17 protein-coding genes are annotated in these 17,914 nt (G+C 45.3%); 13 read left to right on the top strand and 4 right to left on the bottom strand.

Features of this window, described 5'->3' with window-relative positions; genetic code table 11:
* The first annotated feature begins 47 nt into the window (after window positions 1-47).
* Window positions 48-1,124 carry a glycosyltransferase family 4 protein gene (locus tag AY633_RS02910; RefSeq protein WP_068463288.1) on the top strand — a complete coding sequence of 359 codons (1,077 nt, stop codon included), beginning with the start codon at window positions 48-50 and terminating at the stop codon, window positions 1,122-1,124.
* Window positions 1,125-1,210: 86 nt separating this feature from the next.
* Here AY633_RS02910 and AY633_RS02905 read toward each other — a convergent pair whose 3' ends face one another.
* Together AY633_RS02905 and AY633_RS02900 are read right to left on the bottom strand one after the other, a co-directional pair.
* On the bottom strand, window positions 1,211-2,266 hold the full coding sequence (locus AY633_RS02905; RefSeq protein ID WP_068486316.1) for an LCP family protein: 1,056 nt from the start codon (window positions 2,264-2,266) through the stop codon (window positions 1,211-1,213).
* Window positions 2,267-2,430: 164 nt separating this feature from the next.
* Window positions 2,431-3,066 carry a YigZ family protein gene (locus AY633_RS02900; protein ID WP_068486314.1) on the bottom strand — a complete coding sequence of 212 codons (636 nt, stop codon included), beginning with the start codon at window positions 3,064-3,066 and terminating at the stop codon, window positions 2,431-2,433.
* 153 nt (window positions 3,067-3,219) lie between these two features.
* On the opposite strand from AY633_RS02900, the gene AY633_RS02895 reads away from it, so the two are divergent.
* Together AY633_RS02895 and AY633_RS02890 are read left to right on the top strand one after the other, a co-directional pair.
* Window positions 3,220-4,365, top strand: coding sequence for a sensor histidine kinase (locus AY633_RS02895; RefSeq protein ID WP_068486312.1), 1,146 nt, complete (start codon window positions 3,220-3,222; stop codon window positions 4,363-4,365).
* Window positions 4,366-4,393: 28 nt separating this feature from the next.
* Window positions 4,394-5,068: a response regulator transcription factor gene (locus AY633_RS02890; protein ID WP_068463280.1), complete on the top strand. Its 675-nt coding sequence runs from the start codon at window positions 4,394-4,396 to the stop codon at window positions 5,066-5,068.
* A gap of 75 nt (window positions 5,069-5,143) precedes the next feature.
* Here the strand turns inward: AY633_RS02890 and AY633_RS02885 are convergent, their stop codons facing one another.
* Window positions 5,144-5,752, bottom strand: a complete 609-nt coding sequence (locus AY633_RS02885; RefSeq protein WP_068486310.1) for a 3'-5' exonuclease — start codon at window positions 5,750-5,752, stop codon at window positions 5,144-5,146.
* 131 nt (window positions 5,753-5,883) lie between these two features.
* Here AY633_RS02885 and AY633_RS02880 point away from each other — a divergent pair, with 131 nt between their 5' ends.
* The 4 genes from AY633_RS02880 (at window position 5,884) to AY633_RS16760 (ending at window position 9,470) form a co-directional block, all read left to right on the top strand.
* Window positions 5,884-6,444 carry a YybH family protein gene (locus AY633_RS02880; RefSeq protein ID WP_068486308.1) on the top strand — a complete coding sequence of 187 codons (561 nt, stop codon included), beginning with the start codon at window positions 5,884-5,886 and terminating at the stop codon, window positions 6,442-6,444.
* A 171-nt stretch (window positions 6,445-6,615) separates the two neighbouring features.
* Complete coding sequence (locus AY633_RS02875) at window positions 6,616-7,446, top strand: DegV family protein (protein ID WP_068486306.1); 831 nt, start codon at window positions 6,616-6,618, stop codon at window positions 7,444-7,446.
* A gap of 270 nt (window positions 7,447-7,716) precedes the next feature.
* Window positions 7,717-8,814 (top strand): DEAD/DEAH box helicase, encoded by a 1,098-nt coding sequence (locus AY633_RS02870; protein ID WP_260804464.1) that lies wholly within the window; start codon window positions 7,717-7,719, stop codon window positions 8,812-8,814.
* Window positions 8,811-9,470 carry a ComF family protein gene (locus AY633_RS16760; protein WP_260804463.1) on the top strand — a complete coding sequence of 220 codons (660 nt, stop codon included), beginning with the start codon at window positions 8,811-8,813 and terminating at the stop codon, window positions 9,468-9,470. Before AY633_RS02870 ends, AY633_RS16760 begins: the two co-directional genes overlap by 4 nt.
* Window positions 9,471-9,528: 58 nt before the next feature.
* Here AY633_RS16760 and AY633_RS02860 read toward each other — a convergent pair whose 3' ends face one another.
* Window positions 9,529-10,236 (bottom strand): SDR family NAD(P)-dependent oxidoreductase, encoded by a 708-nt coding sequence (locus AY633_RS02860; RefSeq protein ID WP_068463268.1) that lies wholly within the window; start codon window positions 10,234-10,236, stop codon window positions 9,529-9,531.
* Window positions 10,237-10,362: 126 nt separating this feature from the next.
* Between AY633_RS02860 and hpf the strand changes: the two genes are divergently transcribed.
* The 6 genes from hpf (at window position 10,363) to cccB (ending at window position 17,662) form a co-directional block, all read left to right on the top strand.
* Complete coding sequence (gene hpf, locus AY633_RS02855; protein ID WP_068486302.1) at window positions 10,363-10,932, top strand: ribosome hibernation-promoting factor, HPF/YfiA family; 570 nt, start codon at window positions 10,363-10,365, stop codon at window positions 10,930-10,932.
* Between the two features lie 291 nt (window positions 10,933-11,223).
* Complete coding sequence (secA, locus tag AY633_RS02850) at window positions 11,224-13,740, top strand: preprotein translocase subunit SecA (RefSeq protein WP_068486300.1); 2,517 nt, start codon at window positions 11,224-11,226, stop codon at window positions 13,738-13,740.
* Between the two features lie 69 nt (window positions 13,741-13,809).
* Window positions 13,810-14,911 (top strand): peptide chain release factor 2 gene (gene prfB, locus AY633_RS02845; protein ID WP_141705903.1). Its coding sequence is split into 2 segments (ribosomal slippage): window positions 13,810-13,881 and window positions 13,883-14,911, totalling 1,101 coding nucleotides; the frame shifts between segments, so codons are not numbered across the junction.
* A gap of 124 nt (window positions 14,912-15,035) precedes the next feature.
* On the top strand, window positions 15,036-16,235 hold the full coding sequence (locus tag AY633_RS02840) for a cation:proton antiporter (RefSeq protein ID WP_068486296.1): 1,200 nt from the start codon (window positions 15,036-15,038) through the stop codon (window positions 16,233-16,235).
* A gap of 158 nt (window positions 16,236-16,393) precedes the next feature.
* Window positions 16,394-17,266: a YitT family protein gene (locus AY633_RS02835; protein ID WP_068486295.1), complete on the top strand. Its 873-nt coding sequence runs from the start codon at window positions 16,394-16,396 to the stop codon at window positions 17,264-17,266.
* Between the two features lie 54 nt (window positions 17,267-17,320).
* The gene (cccB, locus tag AY633_RS02830; RefSeq protein ID WP_068463252.1) at window positions 17,321-17,662 is read left to right on the top strand and encodes a cytochrome c551; all 342 of its coding nucleotides are present in this window, start codon (window positions 17,321-17,323) and stop codon (window positions 17,660-17,662) included.
* The last annotated feature ends 252 nt before the right edge of the window (window positions 17,663-17,914 follow it).

Here is a 17,914-nt window from a genome sequence, read left to right as displayed (position 1 = left end):
AATGCAGGATATGTATGCAAAATGAGAGTTTTTTAAGGAGGAAGAACATGCTATACCTTACACTGGTTGTGGCATTTATCGCTTCGATTCTCCTGACTCCCCTTGTGAAGAGATTGGCATTTCGCATCGGGGCAGTGGATCGGCCCAATTATCGAAAAGTACACGCAAGGATCATGCCGCGCTTGGGCGGGTTAGCTATATTTGGATCTTTTTTGATCGCTTATCTATTCCTCCAACCGAAGGATCCCGTTTCTTCAGCGTTAGATGCTTCATTGATTCCGATTGAAACAGCCATCATCATCGGTGCATTTCTCATCATCGTAACGGGTGTCTTGGATGATATGCTTGAAATTACAGCAAAAGCGAAGATGCTTGGTCAACTGGCTGCAGCTGGAGTTGTCGTCATTGGCGGCGGACTCGAAATTTCATTTATTAACTTGCCGTTTGGCGGCGTGTTGGATTTCGGGTATTTCAGTATTCCCCTTACGATTATTTGGATTGTGGGCATCACTAACGCTATCAACTTGATCGACGGACTTGATGGCCTAGCGGCAGGTGTTTCTACTGTTGCCTTATTGACGCTAACGGCGATGGCCTTCATTATGGGCGATATTTTCGTCATGTCGACAGCTGCTATCCTGGCTGCTAGTTCCATCGGGTTCTTGTTTTATAATTTCCATCCGGCCAAGATTTTCATGGGCGACACTGGGGCACTGTTCCTTGGCTTCATGATTTCCGTGCTGGCATTGATGGGCTTCAAAAACGTCACAGTCGTAGCTTTGATCATTCCGATCATCATGCTTGGCGTGCCGATTTCGGATACGTTCTTCGCTATCGTGCGACGCGTTCGTGAAAAGAAATCCATTTCCGAAGCGGATAAATCACATCTACACCATTGCTTGTTAAACATCGGATTTTCGCATAGCCAGACAGTCTTGATTATCTACGGGATTTCTGCGCTATTCGGATTGGCGGCATTGCTATTCTCGCAAGCAACTCTGTGGGGAGGTATCCTGCTGATCGGAGTTATGCTTCTGGTGATTGAATTATTCGTGGAAGTGGTCGGACTTGCAGGAAAGAATTACCGTCCGTTAATCAATTTAGTAAGAATGATAGGAAAGTGAAAAAGCGGCCGAGGCCGCTTTTTTCTTTTGGGCAAAATATTTATGAGAACAAAAAACTGGCAACCGAATTTCGGTTGCCAGTTTTTTTATTCTTCTTGGTCTGATTCTAGATCCGGAAAAGCTTGTTCGGTAAGAGTGTCTTCGTTTAAAGACAGATTCGATGTGTCCGGCTTCAAACCGAGATGGCTTTGAAGTATATCTTTCAATTCTTCGAGAGATTCTTGGTCAGGCTGGTAATAATAAATGCCCGTTGACATATCATCGTAACCTTGAACGCTCATCGTCTCCACATCAGGTTTGCCGTTTTTCGCATATTCGAAAAATGCCTGCATATCACGGAAACTCATATTGGTTTTCATATTGTCTCCGACAGCTTCAATCACACTGCCGTATTTGGTAATAGATCCTGCCGACAAAGCTTTGTCCATGATCGATTCAAGGATCATCTGCTGCCGCTTGCCACGTTCAATGTCATTATCGTAATGGCGGGTTCTGGCCAGGGCCAAGGCTTCACTGCCATTAAGCTGCTGCAGCCCTTCTTCGAGTTCAATTGCATTATGAGAATCTGTCTCATCTTTTTCTTTCAAATCGTAAGGCACTTCGGCTGTGATTCCGCCTAATGCATCTACGACATCAACGAAAGCATCGAAGTTCATGGTCATATAATAATCAACTGGTACGTCGAGCAGTCCTTCTACGCTTTCAATCGTTGAGCGCGGACCGTTCAATGCATATGCATGGGTGATTTTATCTTCATATCCTGAATCCGGAATGAACGTGTAGGTATCTCGCGGAATGCTGACAAGCTTCACGGATTTATCTTCGTTATTCAAGGTGGCCAACACCAACGCATCGGAACGAATATTGTCACTGCTTTGATCTCTTGCTTCACTGTCATCGATCCCGATGAACAAAATCGAGATATTGTCATTCAGCGGTTCGACTTGCTCTTCGCGAAGATCGGATTTGTCGCGCCCATCTGCCGACTCATACGCATTGTTTGCAGCAAACTCTGCTTTTTTAACAAGCCAAATACCGAATGCGGATAAACTGATCAACAAGGAGACGGCCAGGATCGCGGAAATTTTGATGATTGTTTTCCGCCTGCTGGACTTCGCCTCCCGCTGGATTTTTCTACTCATTATAGTTGCTCCTCTTAAGGGGGGATTATGTGCGGCTTTGGAATTAGCCGAGCACATGCTGTTGCTTTTTGCTAATCGTAAAGACATAAGGGATTTACGAATTTTCATTTTTTTGTGCTGTTGATATTATACAGGGATTTAATCCGCACGTAAATGAAAACAAACTAAGCATGTGGAAACTCGAGGAATTCGGTGCGTACAGATTCAATTTCAGCCTGGCCATTTGTCAGTTCATTGACCCACTCAGTAAACAGGAGTTCTTGTTCAACGGGCGCATGGATGGACAAGACCACCGCATCTGAATAATCAATGCCGGCTAGTGGATAATCCGACTGCCGGATTTCATTCTCAATTTTGCCAAGCCATGTGTAATCGATGGATACTTGCATCAAGTAGTGAAGGCGGCGTTGCACCACGCCGCAAGCAGCAATTGCTTCCGTTGCGGATTTTCCATAAGCGCGGATTAATCCTCCACCACCTAATTTAATCCCACCATAATAGCGTGTCACTACCAGTACAGTGTCTTTTAGCCCTTGTTTCTTTAGCACTTCTAGCATTGGCATACCCGCCGTTCCGCTAGGTTCCCCGTCGTCGTTTGCTTTTTGAATTGTATCATGTTCGCCAATCAGGTACGCCGAGCAATTATGGGTAGCCTGGCGATGTTGCGCTTTAATGGAATCGATAAATGCGACTGCTTCTGCTTCTGTTTCAGCTCTTGCGGCATGACCGATAAAACGGGATTTATTTATGAGTATTTCTGCACTGGCAGAAGAACCTACTGTTATGTAATTTTCTCGCATTTTTACTCCCCCTGTTGTAGAATGAAATCAGATAATTTGTAATGAATTCTTAATATGCTGTTGCGTATATAGTGATATACTGGTTAAAGCCCGTAAGGCAAAAGAAGCAAAGAGACGGTTGGTTACAGTAAGTATAGCTAAGGCGGTTTTAGAATGGCAAAGAAAAACGGTGGAACTTCATTAGATTCCATCTTTGACGAGCTGGTCGCAAAGATGGACCAGTCGAAACAGGGAATTTTCGCCATTAGCGAAGAAAGTCGCCGCAGCTATGAAGAGATGAAGGACGAGTTGGAGAATGTCAGGTCGAACATTAGTCGCATTATAGCGGAAGGCGATGCCCTTGAAGAGCGGACTCGTTCGGCACGCCGGCGACTCGCTGAACTATCGGGTTCATTCGAATCGTTCACTGAAAACCAAGTTCGTGAAGCTTTTGAGTTGGCTAACGAAATGCAAGTGCAATTATCTTTGAATCGCGCAGAGGAAAAAAAGTTTCGGCAAAAACGCGACCGCCTCCAACGCAACCTTCAAAAGCTTCTTCAAACAATCGAACGAGCAGAACGATTGGTTAACCAGATCAACGTGGCCACCAACTACCTGTCGTCGGATGTTGAAGACTTCGGTGAAGCGGTCGATAAATCGAGAAGCAAGCAAGACTATAGCTTGAGAATCATCGAAGCGCAAGAAGAAGAGCGCAAGCGCCTGTCGCGCGAGATACATGATGGCCCGGCCCAGATGATGGCAAATGTCTTGCTGCGTTCGGACTTGATTGAGAAAACATACCGTGAAAAAGGTGCCGATAAGGCCTTTAAGGAAATTTCTTCGTTGAAAGAGATGGTGAGGCAAGCACTCACAGAAGTCAGGCGAATCATCTATGATTTGCGTCCAATGGCATTAGATGATCTTGGGCTGGTTCCGACTTTAAAAAAATATCTCGAAACGATTGAAGAGTATAACCACGGAGTCCGGTTGTTTTTTCATTCCAATGGAAACGAACTCCGGCTCCCGAATAACTTTGAAACGTCCATTTTCCGACTCGTGCAAGAATCGGTGTCGAATGCGATCCGCCATGGGAAATCGACGGAAATCGAAGTTAAAATGGAGTGGCTCTCTGAACAAGTGTCGATTATCATCAAAGACAATGGCTCCGGGTTTGATCAAGAGATTGTCAAAGACCAGTCATTCGGCTTGGCCGGCATGAGAGAGAGAATTGAATTGATCGGCGGCGAGTTTTTCATCAACTCCACGCTGGGCGAAGGAACGGTGTTAATGTTTCATATCCCGCTGAATACGGGTATGTAAGATATGGTATTTTGAGGAGGACGACATAATGACAAAAATTATTATTATTGATGACCACCAATTGTTCCGGGAAGGTGTTAAGCGTATCCTGGACTTCGAAGAAACCTTTGAAGTGGTTGCAGAAGGCGGCGATGGCGAGGAAGTCGTCAAGCTATACGAAGAACATCAGCCGGATGTTGTGTTGATGGATATTAACATGCCGCAAAAAAATGGTGTCGAAGCTACGGGTGAGCTGATCGAAAGATTCCCGGACGCTAAAGTCATTATGCTGTCCATTCACGATGACGAATCGTATGTGACGCATGCGCTTAAAACAGGGGCACTTGGCTATATGCTAAAAGAAATGGACGCAGATGCCATTATCCAGGCGATTAAAGTCGTGGCTAAAGGCGGATCGTACCTGCATCCAAAAGTAACGCGAAACTTGGTAATGGAATTCCGCCGTTTGAGCGAACGCGAAAACAAAGGTTCATTCCATCAAACAGAAATCCGTCGACCTTACCATTTATTGACAAAACGCGAAAGCGAAGTTTTGCAATTGTTGACGGATGGGCAAAGCAACCGTGTCATTGGTGAAACTTTGTTCATCTCTGAAAAGACCGTTAAAAATCACGTGTCGAGCATTTTGCAAAAAATGCAGGTTAATGACCGCACGCAGGCAGTGGTAACAGCTATTAAAAACGGGTGGGTTGAAGTCCGCTAAAGCCAACAGGCCGCAGTGGGTGATTTCACCGCGAACATACAAAAAGCGCCGGAAGCAATTGCTTCCGGCGCTTTTCTACATGCGTCCGATGCAAAATTGATATATCGATGCAGTAACCAGGCAATCGCCAAGTGCATCGTGAGCGTTGTGCTCAAGCTCCAAATAGGCGGATAAGGTCGTCAGTTTATGATTAGGTGTTTCTGTGATGAATTTGCGTGCCAGCCGGACCGTATCAATTACTTGATAAGACGGCACAGGCGTGATGCGCTCAAGTGCGTACAAAAATCCCATATCGAATGGAGCATTATGGGCGACGATTGGCAGCTCTCCGATAAAGTCAATCAACTGAGGAGCAATTTCCTCTATGACCGGCGCATTCTGGACATCACTGTTTCGGATACCTGTAATGCGGGTGATGGTACTAGAAATCGGCCGTTCCGGATTAATCAATAAATACATGGTGTCTTGCTGGTGATGACCGATATACTTCACAGCACCGATTTGGATGATCTTGTCGTCACCAGCACGCAAACCGGTCGTTTCAAAATCCAGTACTATGTAGTTATCTGCAGGTTCCATGGTCAAATTGTATTTTTTCGCTCGCGTAGCGGTTGTTCTTTTTGGATAGGTTCGAGTGTCTTGCATTTTCTGGTTGAGCAAACGCTCGGCTTCCCATTTTTCCACATGATCGCCTCCTTAAGGTTTCCTTCCATTGTACATGACAGCTAATGGAATTGTCGTGTCGCATATTGACACTGTTTCTTCATTGTATTCCGCATGGAGCTATGGCAAAATGAGCGCAGGAGGAATGCATCATGAAAAAATGGATTATGGCAACTGGGCTCATATTGACGCTCGCGGGTTGTTCAAGTGAAGAAGACACTACAGTCAATAGCAATACCGCAGAAGATGGCAATGCGGCTACTGAAAACAATGCCATAGAACATGGCATAACGGACCAAGAAGTTGGCTTCACTCTCGACGATGAGGGGGATGTCATCGCAGCGGAAGTTCCGGAACAGGATAAGCAGGAATTGTTGGATGCATATGGCGAATACATCGCAGCTTTCAATGCGGAAGACATGGATCGATATATGGCGACGATTGCAGAAAATCCGGATGGCTTTGACCGTGAAGAAGATCAGCAAGCGTTAGCTGAGGCTTTCGATAACTACGATACGACCTATACGACGAGTGATGAAACGATTGTGAAATACGAAGAAGACCGGGCAGAAGTATTTGCGACCATCAATGTAGAGATGAATGAATCCGGAACCGACCAAGGCATGCAGCAATCTGGGCGTCAAGTGGTTGTGTTCAAGAAAGAGCAGGGCGATTGGAAAGTGACAAGCCTGCATTTTATCGGAAATCAATAATCAACAACTACAATCAAAGCTTTTCCTGGCAGGCGAATAGGGCTTGTGTTGGAAAGGCTTTTTTACATGTCCGCAAAGTGAAAGAAAGCTTGAACGTGTTGATTCAAGGACTGGATTTTTTGCCTACTGACAGGCAAGTTTTGGTAAGATAGCAGTGGAGGCTGATTGAAAATGAAAACAGCGATTGTGACAGACAGCACGGCATATATTCCACAGCAACAAGCACAAGACAAAGGCATACACGTGGTGCCCTTGCAGATTACATTCGGCGCCGAGTCCTATGCGGAAACGGCATTGGATACTGTGGAATTTTACGAAAAAGCGCGGGAAGAACTTCCGAAAACTTCTCAGCCACCCATCGGTGAATTTGTCTCATTATATGAAAAGCTTTCAGAACAGTATGATGAAGTGGTGGCCATTCATTTGTCGAGCGGTATCAGCGGAACAATGGTTGGGTCGAAACAGGCAGGAGAGATGGTAGACAACATGGACGTTCACGTGTTCGATTCTGAAATTGCTTGTGCCGTCCAAGGGTTTTATGCGTTAAAGGCAGCGGAACTCGCAAACAAAGGAATGAAGGCTGAAGAAATTTTAGCAGAACTTGAGGAAATGAAAAAAACCTTGCGTGCTTATTTTATGGTGGAAGATCTCCGTCACCTGCAGAGGGGAGGACGTTTGTCAGGAGCACAGGCTTTGGTTGGCAGCATGCTCCAAATTAAACCGATCCTGCATTTCCAAGACAAGCTCATCGTTCCATACGAAAAGATCCGTACACGAAAAAAAGCGATGAACCGCATTGTGGAAGAATTAAAAAAAGACTGCGGAAAAGAGCCGCTTCAAGCAACCGTCATTCATGCCAACCGGCTAGAAGAAGCGGAGAAATGGAAAGCGGAGCTTGAACGTGATTGTCCGAATGTGGAATTCACCATTTCTCATTTTGGGCCAGTAATCGGTACGCATTTAGGAGAAGGCGCAATGGGCCTTGGCTGGGCAAAGAAATGACCGGTTGAGGCCTTTTGGCTACCCAAAAGGAGGAAATTTATGCAAGCCATCGAAGCGTTTTTAAGGGGCAGAATATGGATAAAGCAATTCGTTCCGTTTCCTGAAGAACAGATACAGGAGGTGATCGATAAAGGAGATGCCACCATTGTTAGCGGAATATCGGCAAATGGCGAGTGTGCAAGATGCCTTGAAAACTCAAAAGAATACGTGATTCCATTCGAGTGCGCAACATGCGGCAAAGTTTGCCGGTATTGCCGAAAGTGCATAAGGATGGGACGCATCAGCAGTTGCACACAATTGGTTTTATGGAGAGCCCCTTCTATTCCACATGCTAGGCCACGCGACTTTGGCTGGCAAGGCCATTTGACTCCACAGCAGGAAAACGCATCAAAAGCTATCTCGGAAAGCATCCGAAAAAATGAGCACCATCTATTGTACGCCGTTTGCGGTGCCGGTAAAACCGAAATCCTCTTTCTCCCTATCCACGAAGCATTGCAAAATGGCCTGCGCATTTGTGTCGCTGCCCCGCGAACCGATGTCATCCTCGAGTTGTCCCCAAGATTCCAACAAGCGTTTCCCGATGCTGCCATTCATACACTCTACGGCAATAGCCCCGAACAAACGGATTACGGCGAAATTGTGTTGGCTACGACGCATCAATTATATCGATTTCAGGAAGCCTTTGATTTGCTCTTTGTCGACGAAGCGGATGCTTTTCCTTACTCGCTTGATCAGTCGCTAGAACGGGCCGTAAAAAAAGCGGTTAAACCGTTTGCTCCGATTGTCTACATTTCTGCCACCCCATCAAAAACACTTCAAAAACAAATCATCACCCACTCCAAGATATTCCGCCGTTATCATGGCGCCCCCTTGCCAGTTCCCACATACCAGGCGTTATGGAATTATGAGCGCCATATTCGAAAAGGCAAGATTCCCGCTGCATTAAAAAATTGGATCGAAAACAGGTTGAAAAGAAAGCAACCATTTCTTTTGTTCTTTCCAACAATCGAATTAATCAACCAGGCTGCTCCGCTGTTAAAGGAAATCGAACAGACCATCGAAGCTGTTCATTCTGAGGACGCTGAGCGAAAAGAAAAAGTCATGCAATTGAGAGCAGGGAAATTAGCTGGTCTTGCTACCTCTACGATTTTGGAACGCGGCATCACCATTCCTCATCTGCAAGTCGCCGTCATCGGGTCTTGCCACCGGGTATTCGACCGGGCGGCGCTCATTCAAATTGCGGGCAGGGTTGGAAGAAGCGGGAAAGATCCCACGGGAGAAATTGTCTTTTTCCACAATGGCATTACGGGGCAAATGGATGCCGCCAGAGCAGATATCCTTTTTTATAACAAGGAGGGGGAGTCATGAACTGTTGCTTATGTGACCAACAACTGCGTTTTGTTCCTTCATGGCGCGGAATTTTTCTTTACGAAGTGCCAGAAATTGCGTGCCGGGCATGTAAAAATGAATTTGCGAAGATTTCTTTGACGGGCTGTAAATTTTGCAGCAAAGAAGGGGGGCTCATATGCGAGGACTGTCGCTATTGGGAAGAGCATGGCTACTGCGAGGTCATCGAATCGGGAAAAAGCTTGTATGGCTATAATGAAGCTATGAAAGATTGGTTCCACCAATATAAATTTTTGAAAGATGTCTTATTGGCGCAAGTGTTTGCGAAGGAGTTAAGAGAAGCCTTGGCGCATGAACGGGCAATGGTCGTGCCGATTCCGCTGAATAAAGAAAAACTCCACGAACGGAGCTTTTCGCAAGTTGATCAATTGCTGCTGTCAGCGGATATTCCATTCCAGCACTTGCTCGAGAAATGCGGTGAGACCTTGGGGACAAAAAACCGCCAAGAACGGATGGCGACCCAACAGCTATTTCGCCTAAACGGTGAAGCGGTTCCTAAACAGTTATTGTTAGTGGACGATCTCTATACCACCGGCACGACGATGCGCCAGGCAGCCAAAACATTGAAGGAAGCAGGGGCTGTATCTATCCGAACCCTGACATTGATTCGCGCATGAAAAGGGCGAGAAGTGAGCGGCAACATGAAAAAAGCAGCTGCAATAGCAGCCGCTCGTCTTAATGCTCATAGATCATTTTGCGTGTCATGCCACCGTCGACGGTCAAGCATTCCCCTGTAATAAATGAATTGTCGGGATTCGACAAGAACAAGCAAGCTCTAGCGACATCATCGGTAGTGCCGACGCGTCCGCTCCAGTGCTGCTCGTGATCGACTTTCCGCAGTTCTTCCGAATCGCCCGTGTGAATCCAACCCGGGGCGATAGAATTAACGCGAATGCCTTTTGAATGGAGGCTCGCTGCAAGAGAATGGCTTAGTGCGAAAATCCCGCCTTTTGAAGCAGAGTAACTTTCCGTTCCTTGTTCTGACATAAATGCTCGTGTCGAGGACATATTGACGATAGACCGGATGTCCTCATCCATGTATCGTGCAGCTTCACGACTGCAGATGAATACACTCTTCAAGTTCGTATCAATCACGCGGTCCCAGTCTTCTTCGGTTAACTCGAAGAGGGGGGTGAATTCTGAGATTCCAGCGTTATTGATCAGCACATGGATGCTACCATGGGTCTTGTGGATGTCCGAAAAGACGCGTTCGACTTCCGAGAAACTTCCTACATCACATTGCCGGTATTCCACACCATCGATTTTGACTTCTTCAATATCCAGGCCAATGACCTGTGCGCCTTCTTTTTGAAAATATTGCGCTACGGTTTTGCCGATGCCTTGTGCGGCACCTGTGACAATAACTGTCTTATTTGCAAACATAAACTTCATCTCCTTGTCGTATAGTTTACCTTTTTACTATTGTGATGAAACTTTTTACGTTTCAAGAAGGATTCCGTAGGGAACAAATAGAAATAGATAGATAGCAAAACAGAAGGAGGAGTTCACATGTTGCAATTCAACATCAGAGGCGAGAATATTGAGGTAACTCCCGCAATTCGCGAACACATCGAAAAAAAGGTAGAAAAAATTGAGCGCTTTTTCACCGATGGAGCGAATGCAACTGCGATGGTCAACTTGAAAACGTATAACCACAACCAAACAAAAGTAGAAGTTACAATCCCGATGAAAAACCTAACATTACGTGCTGAAGAACGGCACGATGATCTCTATGCAGCGATCGATTTGATCGTTTCAAAACTGGAGCGTCAAATCCGCAAGTATAAAACGAAAGTCAATCGCAAATTCCGTGACCGCGAAGGAATGGGGCTAGCGTTTGCTATAGCTGAAAGCGAAGCGCAAAATGCTTCTTCTGTAGAGATGGAAGACGAAGAAGATTTGAAAATTGTCCGGACGAAACAATTCGATTTGAAGCCAATGGATGAGGAAGAAGCAGTCCTACAGATGAATATGCTCGGGCATAGTTTCTTCGTCTTCACAGATGCTGAATCCAACGGCACAAACATCGTCTATAAACGCAAAGACGGTTCTTACGGATTGATTGAGACCACTTCATAAAAAGTAAGCCTCCTGTAACGGGAGGCTTTTCTTTTGCCAATTTTTAAGCGCTTGTCGATACACCAAGCTTGTTAAAAGAAAGACTTATAGAAACCAAGTTGTTGTAAATACTCTTTTGCCAGTTCAAAAAATGCATTGTTTGCACGCTTTATAGTGCAGTGTTAAAATGAATGATGAGATTTTTTAAAAAAATGCTGCATATGATTAAGAATAAACCCAAAGAATGAAAATATGAGCAATAGCGTTTTTGGTCTTTTAAAGCCAGATTCGCCATGCAGGGAGCGGTTAAACATGCTTGGAGTATTGAATAAAGTATTTGACCCGAATAAACGGGATTTAAAACGATTGGAAAAAGTATCAGATCAGGTAGAAGCCTTAGCAGATGAGTATACAGCTAAAACGGATGATGCCTTAAAAGCAAAAACTGCCGAGTTCACAGCACGTTTCGAACAAGGTGAGTTGCTTGACGATATATTACCTGAAGCCTTTGCAACCGTACGCGAAGCATCAAAACGTGTGCTCGGGATGTATCCATTCCGCGTACAAATCATGGGTGCCGCTTCGCTTCATCAAGGGAATATTTCTGAGATGAAGACCGGTGAAGGTAAAACTTTGACTTCGACGATGGCCGTCTATTTAAACGCCATCACGAAAAAAGGCGTTCATGTGGTGACGGTCAATGAATATTTGGCGAGCCGTGATGCAGAAGAAATGGGCCAGCTTTATAATTGGCTCGGTTTAACAGTCGGGCTCAATGTCAATAGCTTGACGAAAGAACAAAAGCGCGAAGCCTACCAAGCGGACATCACATACAGCACGAATAATGAGCTCGGCTTTGATTATTTGCGCGATAATATGGTTTTGTATAAAGAAGATATGGTCCAACGCCCGCTTCATTTTGCCGTTATTGATGAAGTCGATTCGATCTTGATCGATGAAGCGCGGACACCATTGATCATCTCAGGGCAGGCAGCGAAATCTGCTCAGCTTTACATGCAAGCAAATGCTTTCGGAAGACTGCTTCAGAAGGATAGCGATTACGCTTATGACGAAACGACAAAAGGCGTAGTGTTAACCGAAGAAGGCATTGAAAAAGTCGAGAAAGCTTTCAGCATCGACAACTTATTTGATTTGACGCATGTACGCTTGAACCATGCAATCAATCAATCACTAAAAGCGCATGTCACGATGCAAAAAGATGTCGATTACGTCGTGCAGGACGGCGAAGTGGTCATCGTTGACCAATTTACCGGACGCCTCATGAAAGGGCGCCGCTATTCTGATGGCCTCCATCAAGCAATCGAAGCCAAAGAAGGCCTTGAAGTCCAGAATGAGTCGATGACAATGGCGACTATCACCTTCCAGAACTATTTCCGGAAATACGAAAAGCTTTCTGGTATGACGGGTACTGCGAAAACAGAGGAAGAAGAGTTCCGCAATATCTACAATATGAACGTCATTTCGATCCCGACCAATAAGCCAATCATCCGTGACGACCGCGTCGACTTGATCTACGCGACAACGGAAGGCAAGTACAAAGCAGTTTCTGAAGACATCATCGAGCGTCATAAAAAAGGGCAACCGGTTCTAGTCGGTACCGTTGCGATTGAAACGTCTGAGATCATTTCCGCGTATTTGACGAAAAAAGGCATCAAGCATTCAGTCTTGAACGCAAAAAATCACGCTCACGAGGCTGAAATCATTTTGGATGCCGGTCAAAAAGGTGCCGTTACCATCGCCACCAACATGGCAGGGCGCGGAACGGATATCAAACTCGGTGAAGGCGTCATTGAAGCAGGTGGACTTGCGGTAATTGGTACCGAACGTCATGAATCCCGCCGCATCGATAATCAGCTGCGAGGACGTTCTGGACGTCAGGGAGATCCGGGTGTGACACAATTTTATTTGTCGCTTGAAGATGATTTGATGCGCCGCTTCGGTTCAGATGCTATGCGTAATATGATGGGTAAATTGGGGATGGATGATTCCCAGCCGCTTCAGTCTCGCATGGTGACACGTTCTGTCGAATCTGCCCAAAAACGAGTGGAAGGCAATAACTTTGACGCACGGAAACGCCTTTTGCAATATGATGATGTGCTGCGCGAACAGCGCGAAATCATTTATAAAGAGCGTTTGGAAGTGCTCGAGACCGGCGATATGCGCAAACTTGTCGACAGTATGATTGATAGTTCAATCGGTCGTATGGTCGCAAGCTACACGACGGCAGAAAAGCCGGAAGAATGGCATTTGAAGTCATTGACTGAAGTGATTTCTGGTAATCTATTGCCAGAAGATGCGATCACGCCGCAAGAGCTAGAAGGCAAGACTCAAGAGCAAATTATTGAACATGTGCGCGAAAAAGTCACGGCGCATTATAATGAAAAAGAAGTGGAAATGACGCCGACCCGTATGCGCGAATTCGAAAAAGTCGTGCTGTTGCGTTCGATTGATACAAAATGGATCGACCACATCGATGCAATGGATCAATTGCGCCAGGGAATTCATTTGCGTGCTTATGGTCAGAATGATCCATTACGCGAATACCAGAATGAAGGATTCGCCATGTTCGAAGCGATGATCGAGGCGATTGAAGACGACGTGGCGAAATATGCCATGAAAGCGGAAATCAAGAACAATCTTGAGCGTGAAGAAGTGGCGAAAGGACAGGCGGTCAACCCAAAAGAGGGCGGTCAAGCCACAAGTAAGAGAAAAGAACCGGCTCGTCGCGAGATGGAAGTCGGGCGCAACGATCTATGTCCATGTGGCAGCGGCAAAAAGTTCAAAAACTGCCATGGGGCTGCATCGTAAACGAAAACAGGTGTACATTGCCGGAGAGCAACAGCTCTTCGGCATTATTATGAGGAGGAACTTTACATGATGGAATTAGCGGATATTCGCAACGAGCTCGACAAAACAGCCGAAAAACTGGCGGACTTCAGGGGGTCTCTTTGACTTAGAAAACAAAGAGGCTCGGATACAGGAACTAGATGAGAGAATGATTGACCCGAATTTCTGGAACAACCAAGAAGAAGCGCAAGTGGTCATTTCCGAAGTGAATGCATTAAAAGATGTAGTGAATCGGTACCGTAAGTTCGAGGAAGACCAAGAAAACATGGAAATGACCCTCGAGCTGTTACGTGAAGAACCGGATGAAGAACTTCATGAAGAACTAAGCGGGGAATTGAAGCAGTTTTTGATAGACTTGAATGCGTTCGAGTTGGAGCTGCTCTTAAGTGAAGAATACGACAAAAACAATGCCATCCTGGAATTGCATCCGGGTGCTGGCGGAACGGAATCACAGGATTGGTGTTCGATGCTTTTGCGCATGTATACGCGCTGGGCTGAAAAACGCGGATTCAAAGTCGAGACTTTGGATTATTTGGCGGGAGATGAAGCTGGTGTCAAATCGGTGACGCTCGGAATCAAAGGGCATAACGCTTACGGCTATTTAAAAGCTGAAAAAGGTGTTCACCGTTTGGTCCGTATCTCGCCGTTCGATTCCTCAGGACGCCGTCATACATCGTTCGTGTCTTGTGAAGTGATGCCAGAATTCACAGGCGAAATCGAAATCGATATCCGCACCGAAGATTTAAAAGTCGATACCTATCGTGCAAGCGGCGCCGGCGGGCAGCATATCAATACGACAGACTCTGCCGTCCGAATCACGCATTTGCCAACAGGCGCAGTCGTGACGTGCCAACAAGAACGTTCGCAAATTAAAAACCGTGAAAAAGCGATGCAGATGCTGAAAGCGAAGCTTTACGCATTGAAGATTGAAGAGCAAGAACAGGAATTGCTCGAAATCCGCGGAGAGCAAAAAGAAATCGGCTGGGGCAGCCAAATCCGGTCTTATGTTTTCCATCCGTACTCCATGGTCAAAGATCATCGAACGAATCATGAAACTGGAAACCTTCAAGCTGTCATGGACGGCGATTTGGATGGCTTTATCCACGCTATGCTTCGTTCGAAAATGCAATAAGATATTGGTTTCCCGTAGTTCAGTCCCCAAATCAGCCCCTTAGAAACCGGCTGATTTGGGGTTTTTTTGATGGTGAAAAGGCAATAGAAGTAAAGAACTTGAATTGGCCAAGGAGGTCTCCTATATGATGACGCATCAACTGTTGGTCTTATTGATCATTGGCTATATCGTTTACACAATCGATATTAAAAAGAATTATTTCCCAGTACCTGTAGTCTTGGTGTTCATAGGTTTAGGACTTTCTTTTATTCCGTATTTTGATGGATTCCGTATTTCCAAAGAAATTATCTTCACTGTATTTCTTCCAGCTATGTTGTTTACCTCGGCTTATCAATTCCCGTTGAAGCAACTCAGACAAAATATTGGGATCATTCTCAGTTTAAGCACCATAGGATTGATTCTTACGGTCATTTTGCTAGGCTTGTCTATCCATTTCGTGGGCGGATTGTTTACTTCACTCACCTTGACGGCATCATTTTTACTCGCAGCGATTTTGACACCGACCGATCCGGTGTCTGTGACTGCCATCTTGAAAGAAAGCGGCGGTTCAGAACAGATTGCTGATGTAGTTGAAGGTGAGTCGATGATCAACGACGGGACGAGCATTGTCTTTTTCACGATTTTCTTGGCAATGTATCAAACCGGAAACGGATTTTCAGTCGGCCAGTTCATATCGGAATTGTTGCTCGTCTCGATGGGGGGCGTCATGCTTGGAATCGCTATTGGCTGGTTAATGAGCGAAACCATCCGCTTTACCGCGGATAAGAGATACCAGGTTATGCTCAGCGTCATTGGGGCGTATGGCGCTTTTTATTTTGGGGAGGCCATCGGGGTGTCGGGTGTACTTGCAACAGTGGCAGCCGGTATATTCGTCGCTTATGAAATGGACAAAGACATTGAGGAAGATACGCTTCCTCAGTCATTGGACGGATTTTGGGACATCGTTACCCCTATCTTATTGGCAGTACTGTTTTTGTTAATCGGCATACGAGGTGCAGAATATCTGACGTTTTCAGGCTGGTGGTTCGCGATCGCCATTTTCTTATTGTCCGTCCTCATCCGCTTCCTTGTGATTGCAGTATTTATTTATGGAGTGCCTAAATGGCGGCGAGAATTCAAAAATGATTTATCGACAATTACATTAACTGCTTGGTCTGGCATTAAAGGAGCCATGTCTGTGGCATTATTGCTATGGCTTGAAGAAACGGCATCTGGCCAAGGAGAATTGCTGATTTCACTAGCATTTGCAGTTATTTTACTATCGCTGACTATTCAAAGCATTGGCGTCTATCCATTATCAACCGCATTAAAAAAGCTTCAATAGAAGCCATTTCAAAACCTGGCATCTGGCGGAGGAAAGCGACTGGTTAGTTCGTCATGGCAGGTCTATTGCTTTATCCGGATGAAGTTCACAAAAAACGGGGGGTCTGCTATACTCTGACAGGGTTCAAGTGAATAAAAAAGGAAGAGGAATAACAGCATATGGGAAAACGAAATATACGAAAAACAAAAGATCCACATCCGGTTTTGACAAGTGTATTAGATTACTTCTCAATATTAGCAGGCGCTGCGATTGTCGCTATTTCATTTAACGTGTTTTTATTGCCGAACGAAGTCGCATCGGGCGGCGTGAGTGGCATTAGTACGATTTTATTTGGATTGCTCGAGTGGAAGCCTGCATTTGTCCAATGGGCGTTTAATATCCCGTTGTTCATATCCGGAGTCATTTTGCTTGGGAAGAATTTTGGCATTAAGACGGCAGTCGGCACCGTTTTTTTGCCGCTTGTTGTCTACCTGACTGAAGATTGGGAAGCCTGGACGAGAGATCCGTTGCTCGGCTCGCTGTTCGGCGGTATCATGGTGGGGCTTGGGCTAGGGATCGTCTTTCGAGGAAAAGCATCGACTGGCGGAACTGATTTGGCAGCACAAATCATTACCAAATACACTGGGCTTACGCTCGGTACAAGTGTTGCGATTATCGACGGCATGATCGTCTTGGCAGCAGCTATCGTTTTTGATATTGAAAAGGGCTTGTATGCTTTGATTGGATTGTACCTCACGACCAAGACAATAGATTTAGTGCAAGTCGGATTTAGCCGATCGAAGATGGTCTACATCATCACGAACAAGCAAGTGGAAATCCGTGATGCCATTTATGATGAAGTCGATAGAGGCGTAACAGAATTGACTGCAACAGGCGGCTACTCAGGAAACGAAAAGCCGATTTTGATGGTCGTCATTCCACAAACAGAGTTCACAAGGTTAAAACAATTGGTGAAGTTAATCGATCCGCAAGCGTTTGTTATTGTATCCGACGCATCTGAAGTGTTAGGAGAAGGTTTCAAACGTGCCTAAATTTGGTATACTCCTATAGAAGGTAAAATAAGCAAAACGCAGAGGAGGATTTCCATGAAAAAACAATTGATGACGGTATTGTTCGGTTCTGTTCTGGTTCTTGGTGCATGCGGAGGCGAAGAAGAATCATCTCCAGAAGAGCCTGCTGACACAGGTGGCGAAACGGAAACAACAACAGTAGACGCTGAAGCAGTTATTCAGCAAAACTGTATTTCATGCCACGGTGAAAACTTGGAAGGCGGAGGCAGTTTCCCAGCACTAAATGATGTAGGATCCCGCTTATCTCAAGAAGAAATCCTATCAGTTATTGAAAATGGGCAAGGCGCAATGCCTCCAAACATTATCGAAGGTGAAGAAGCACAAGCTGTAGCTGAATATCTTGCAAACCAAAAATAAACCGGGTTGTTGACCGGTTTATTTTTTTTGCCAAAAAACAAGGAGAATATAAAGACAAATGATAAAAATAAGGAAGCTAGCAATGAAATTTGCCTTAAAATTATCGAACTTTCAGATAATTAATTGTATAGAGACTGAGTCTGAATTGAAATGTAACTGTAACAAAAAAGAAGTTTAGGAGTGTTATAATAACCGTGCTGCAAAATTTGCTACGTACATGGGAAATTAAATTCGGCAATATGCCGGATGATT

The organism is Planococcus maritimus (assembly GCF_001592825.1).
GTDB classification, from domain to species: Bacteria; Bacillota; Bacilli; order Bacillales_A; family Planococcaceae; genus Planococcus; species Planococcus maritimus_C.
Note: the sequence above shows the minus strand (reverse complement) of the source record. Positions and strands in the feature narration are given on the sequence as shown.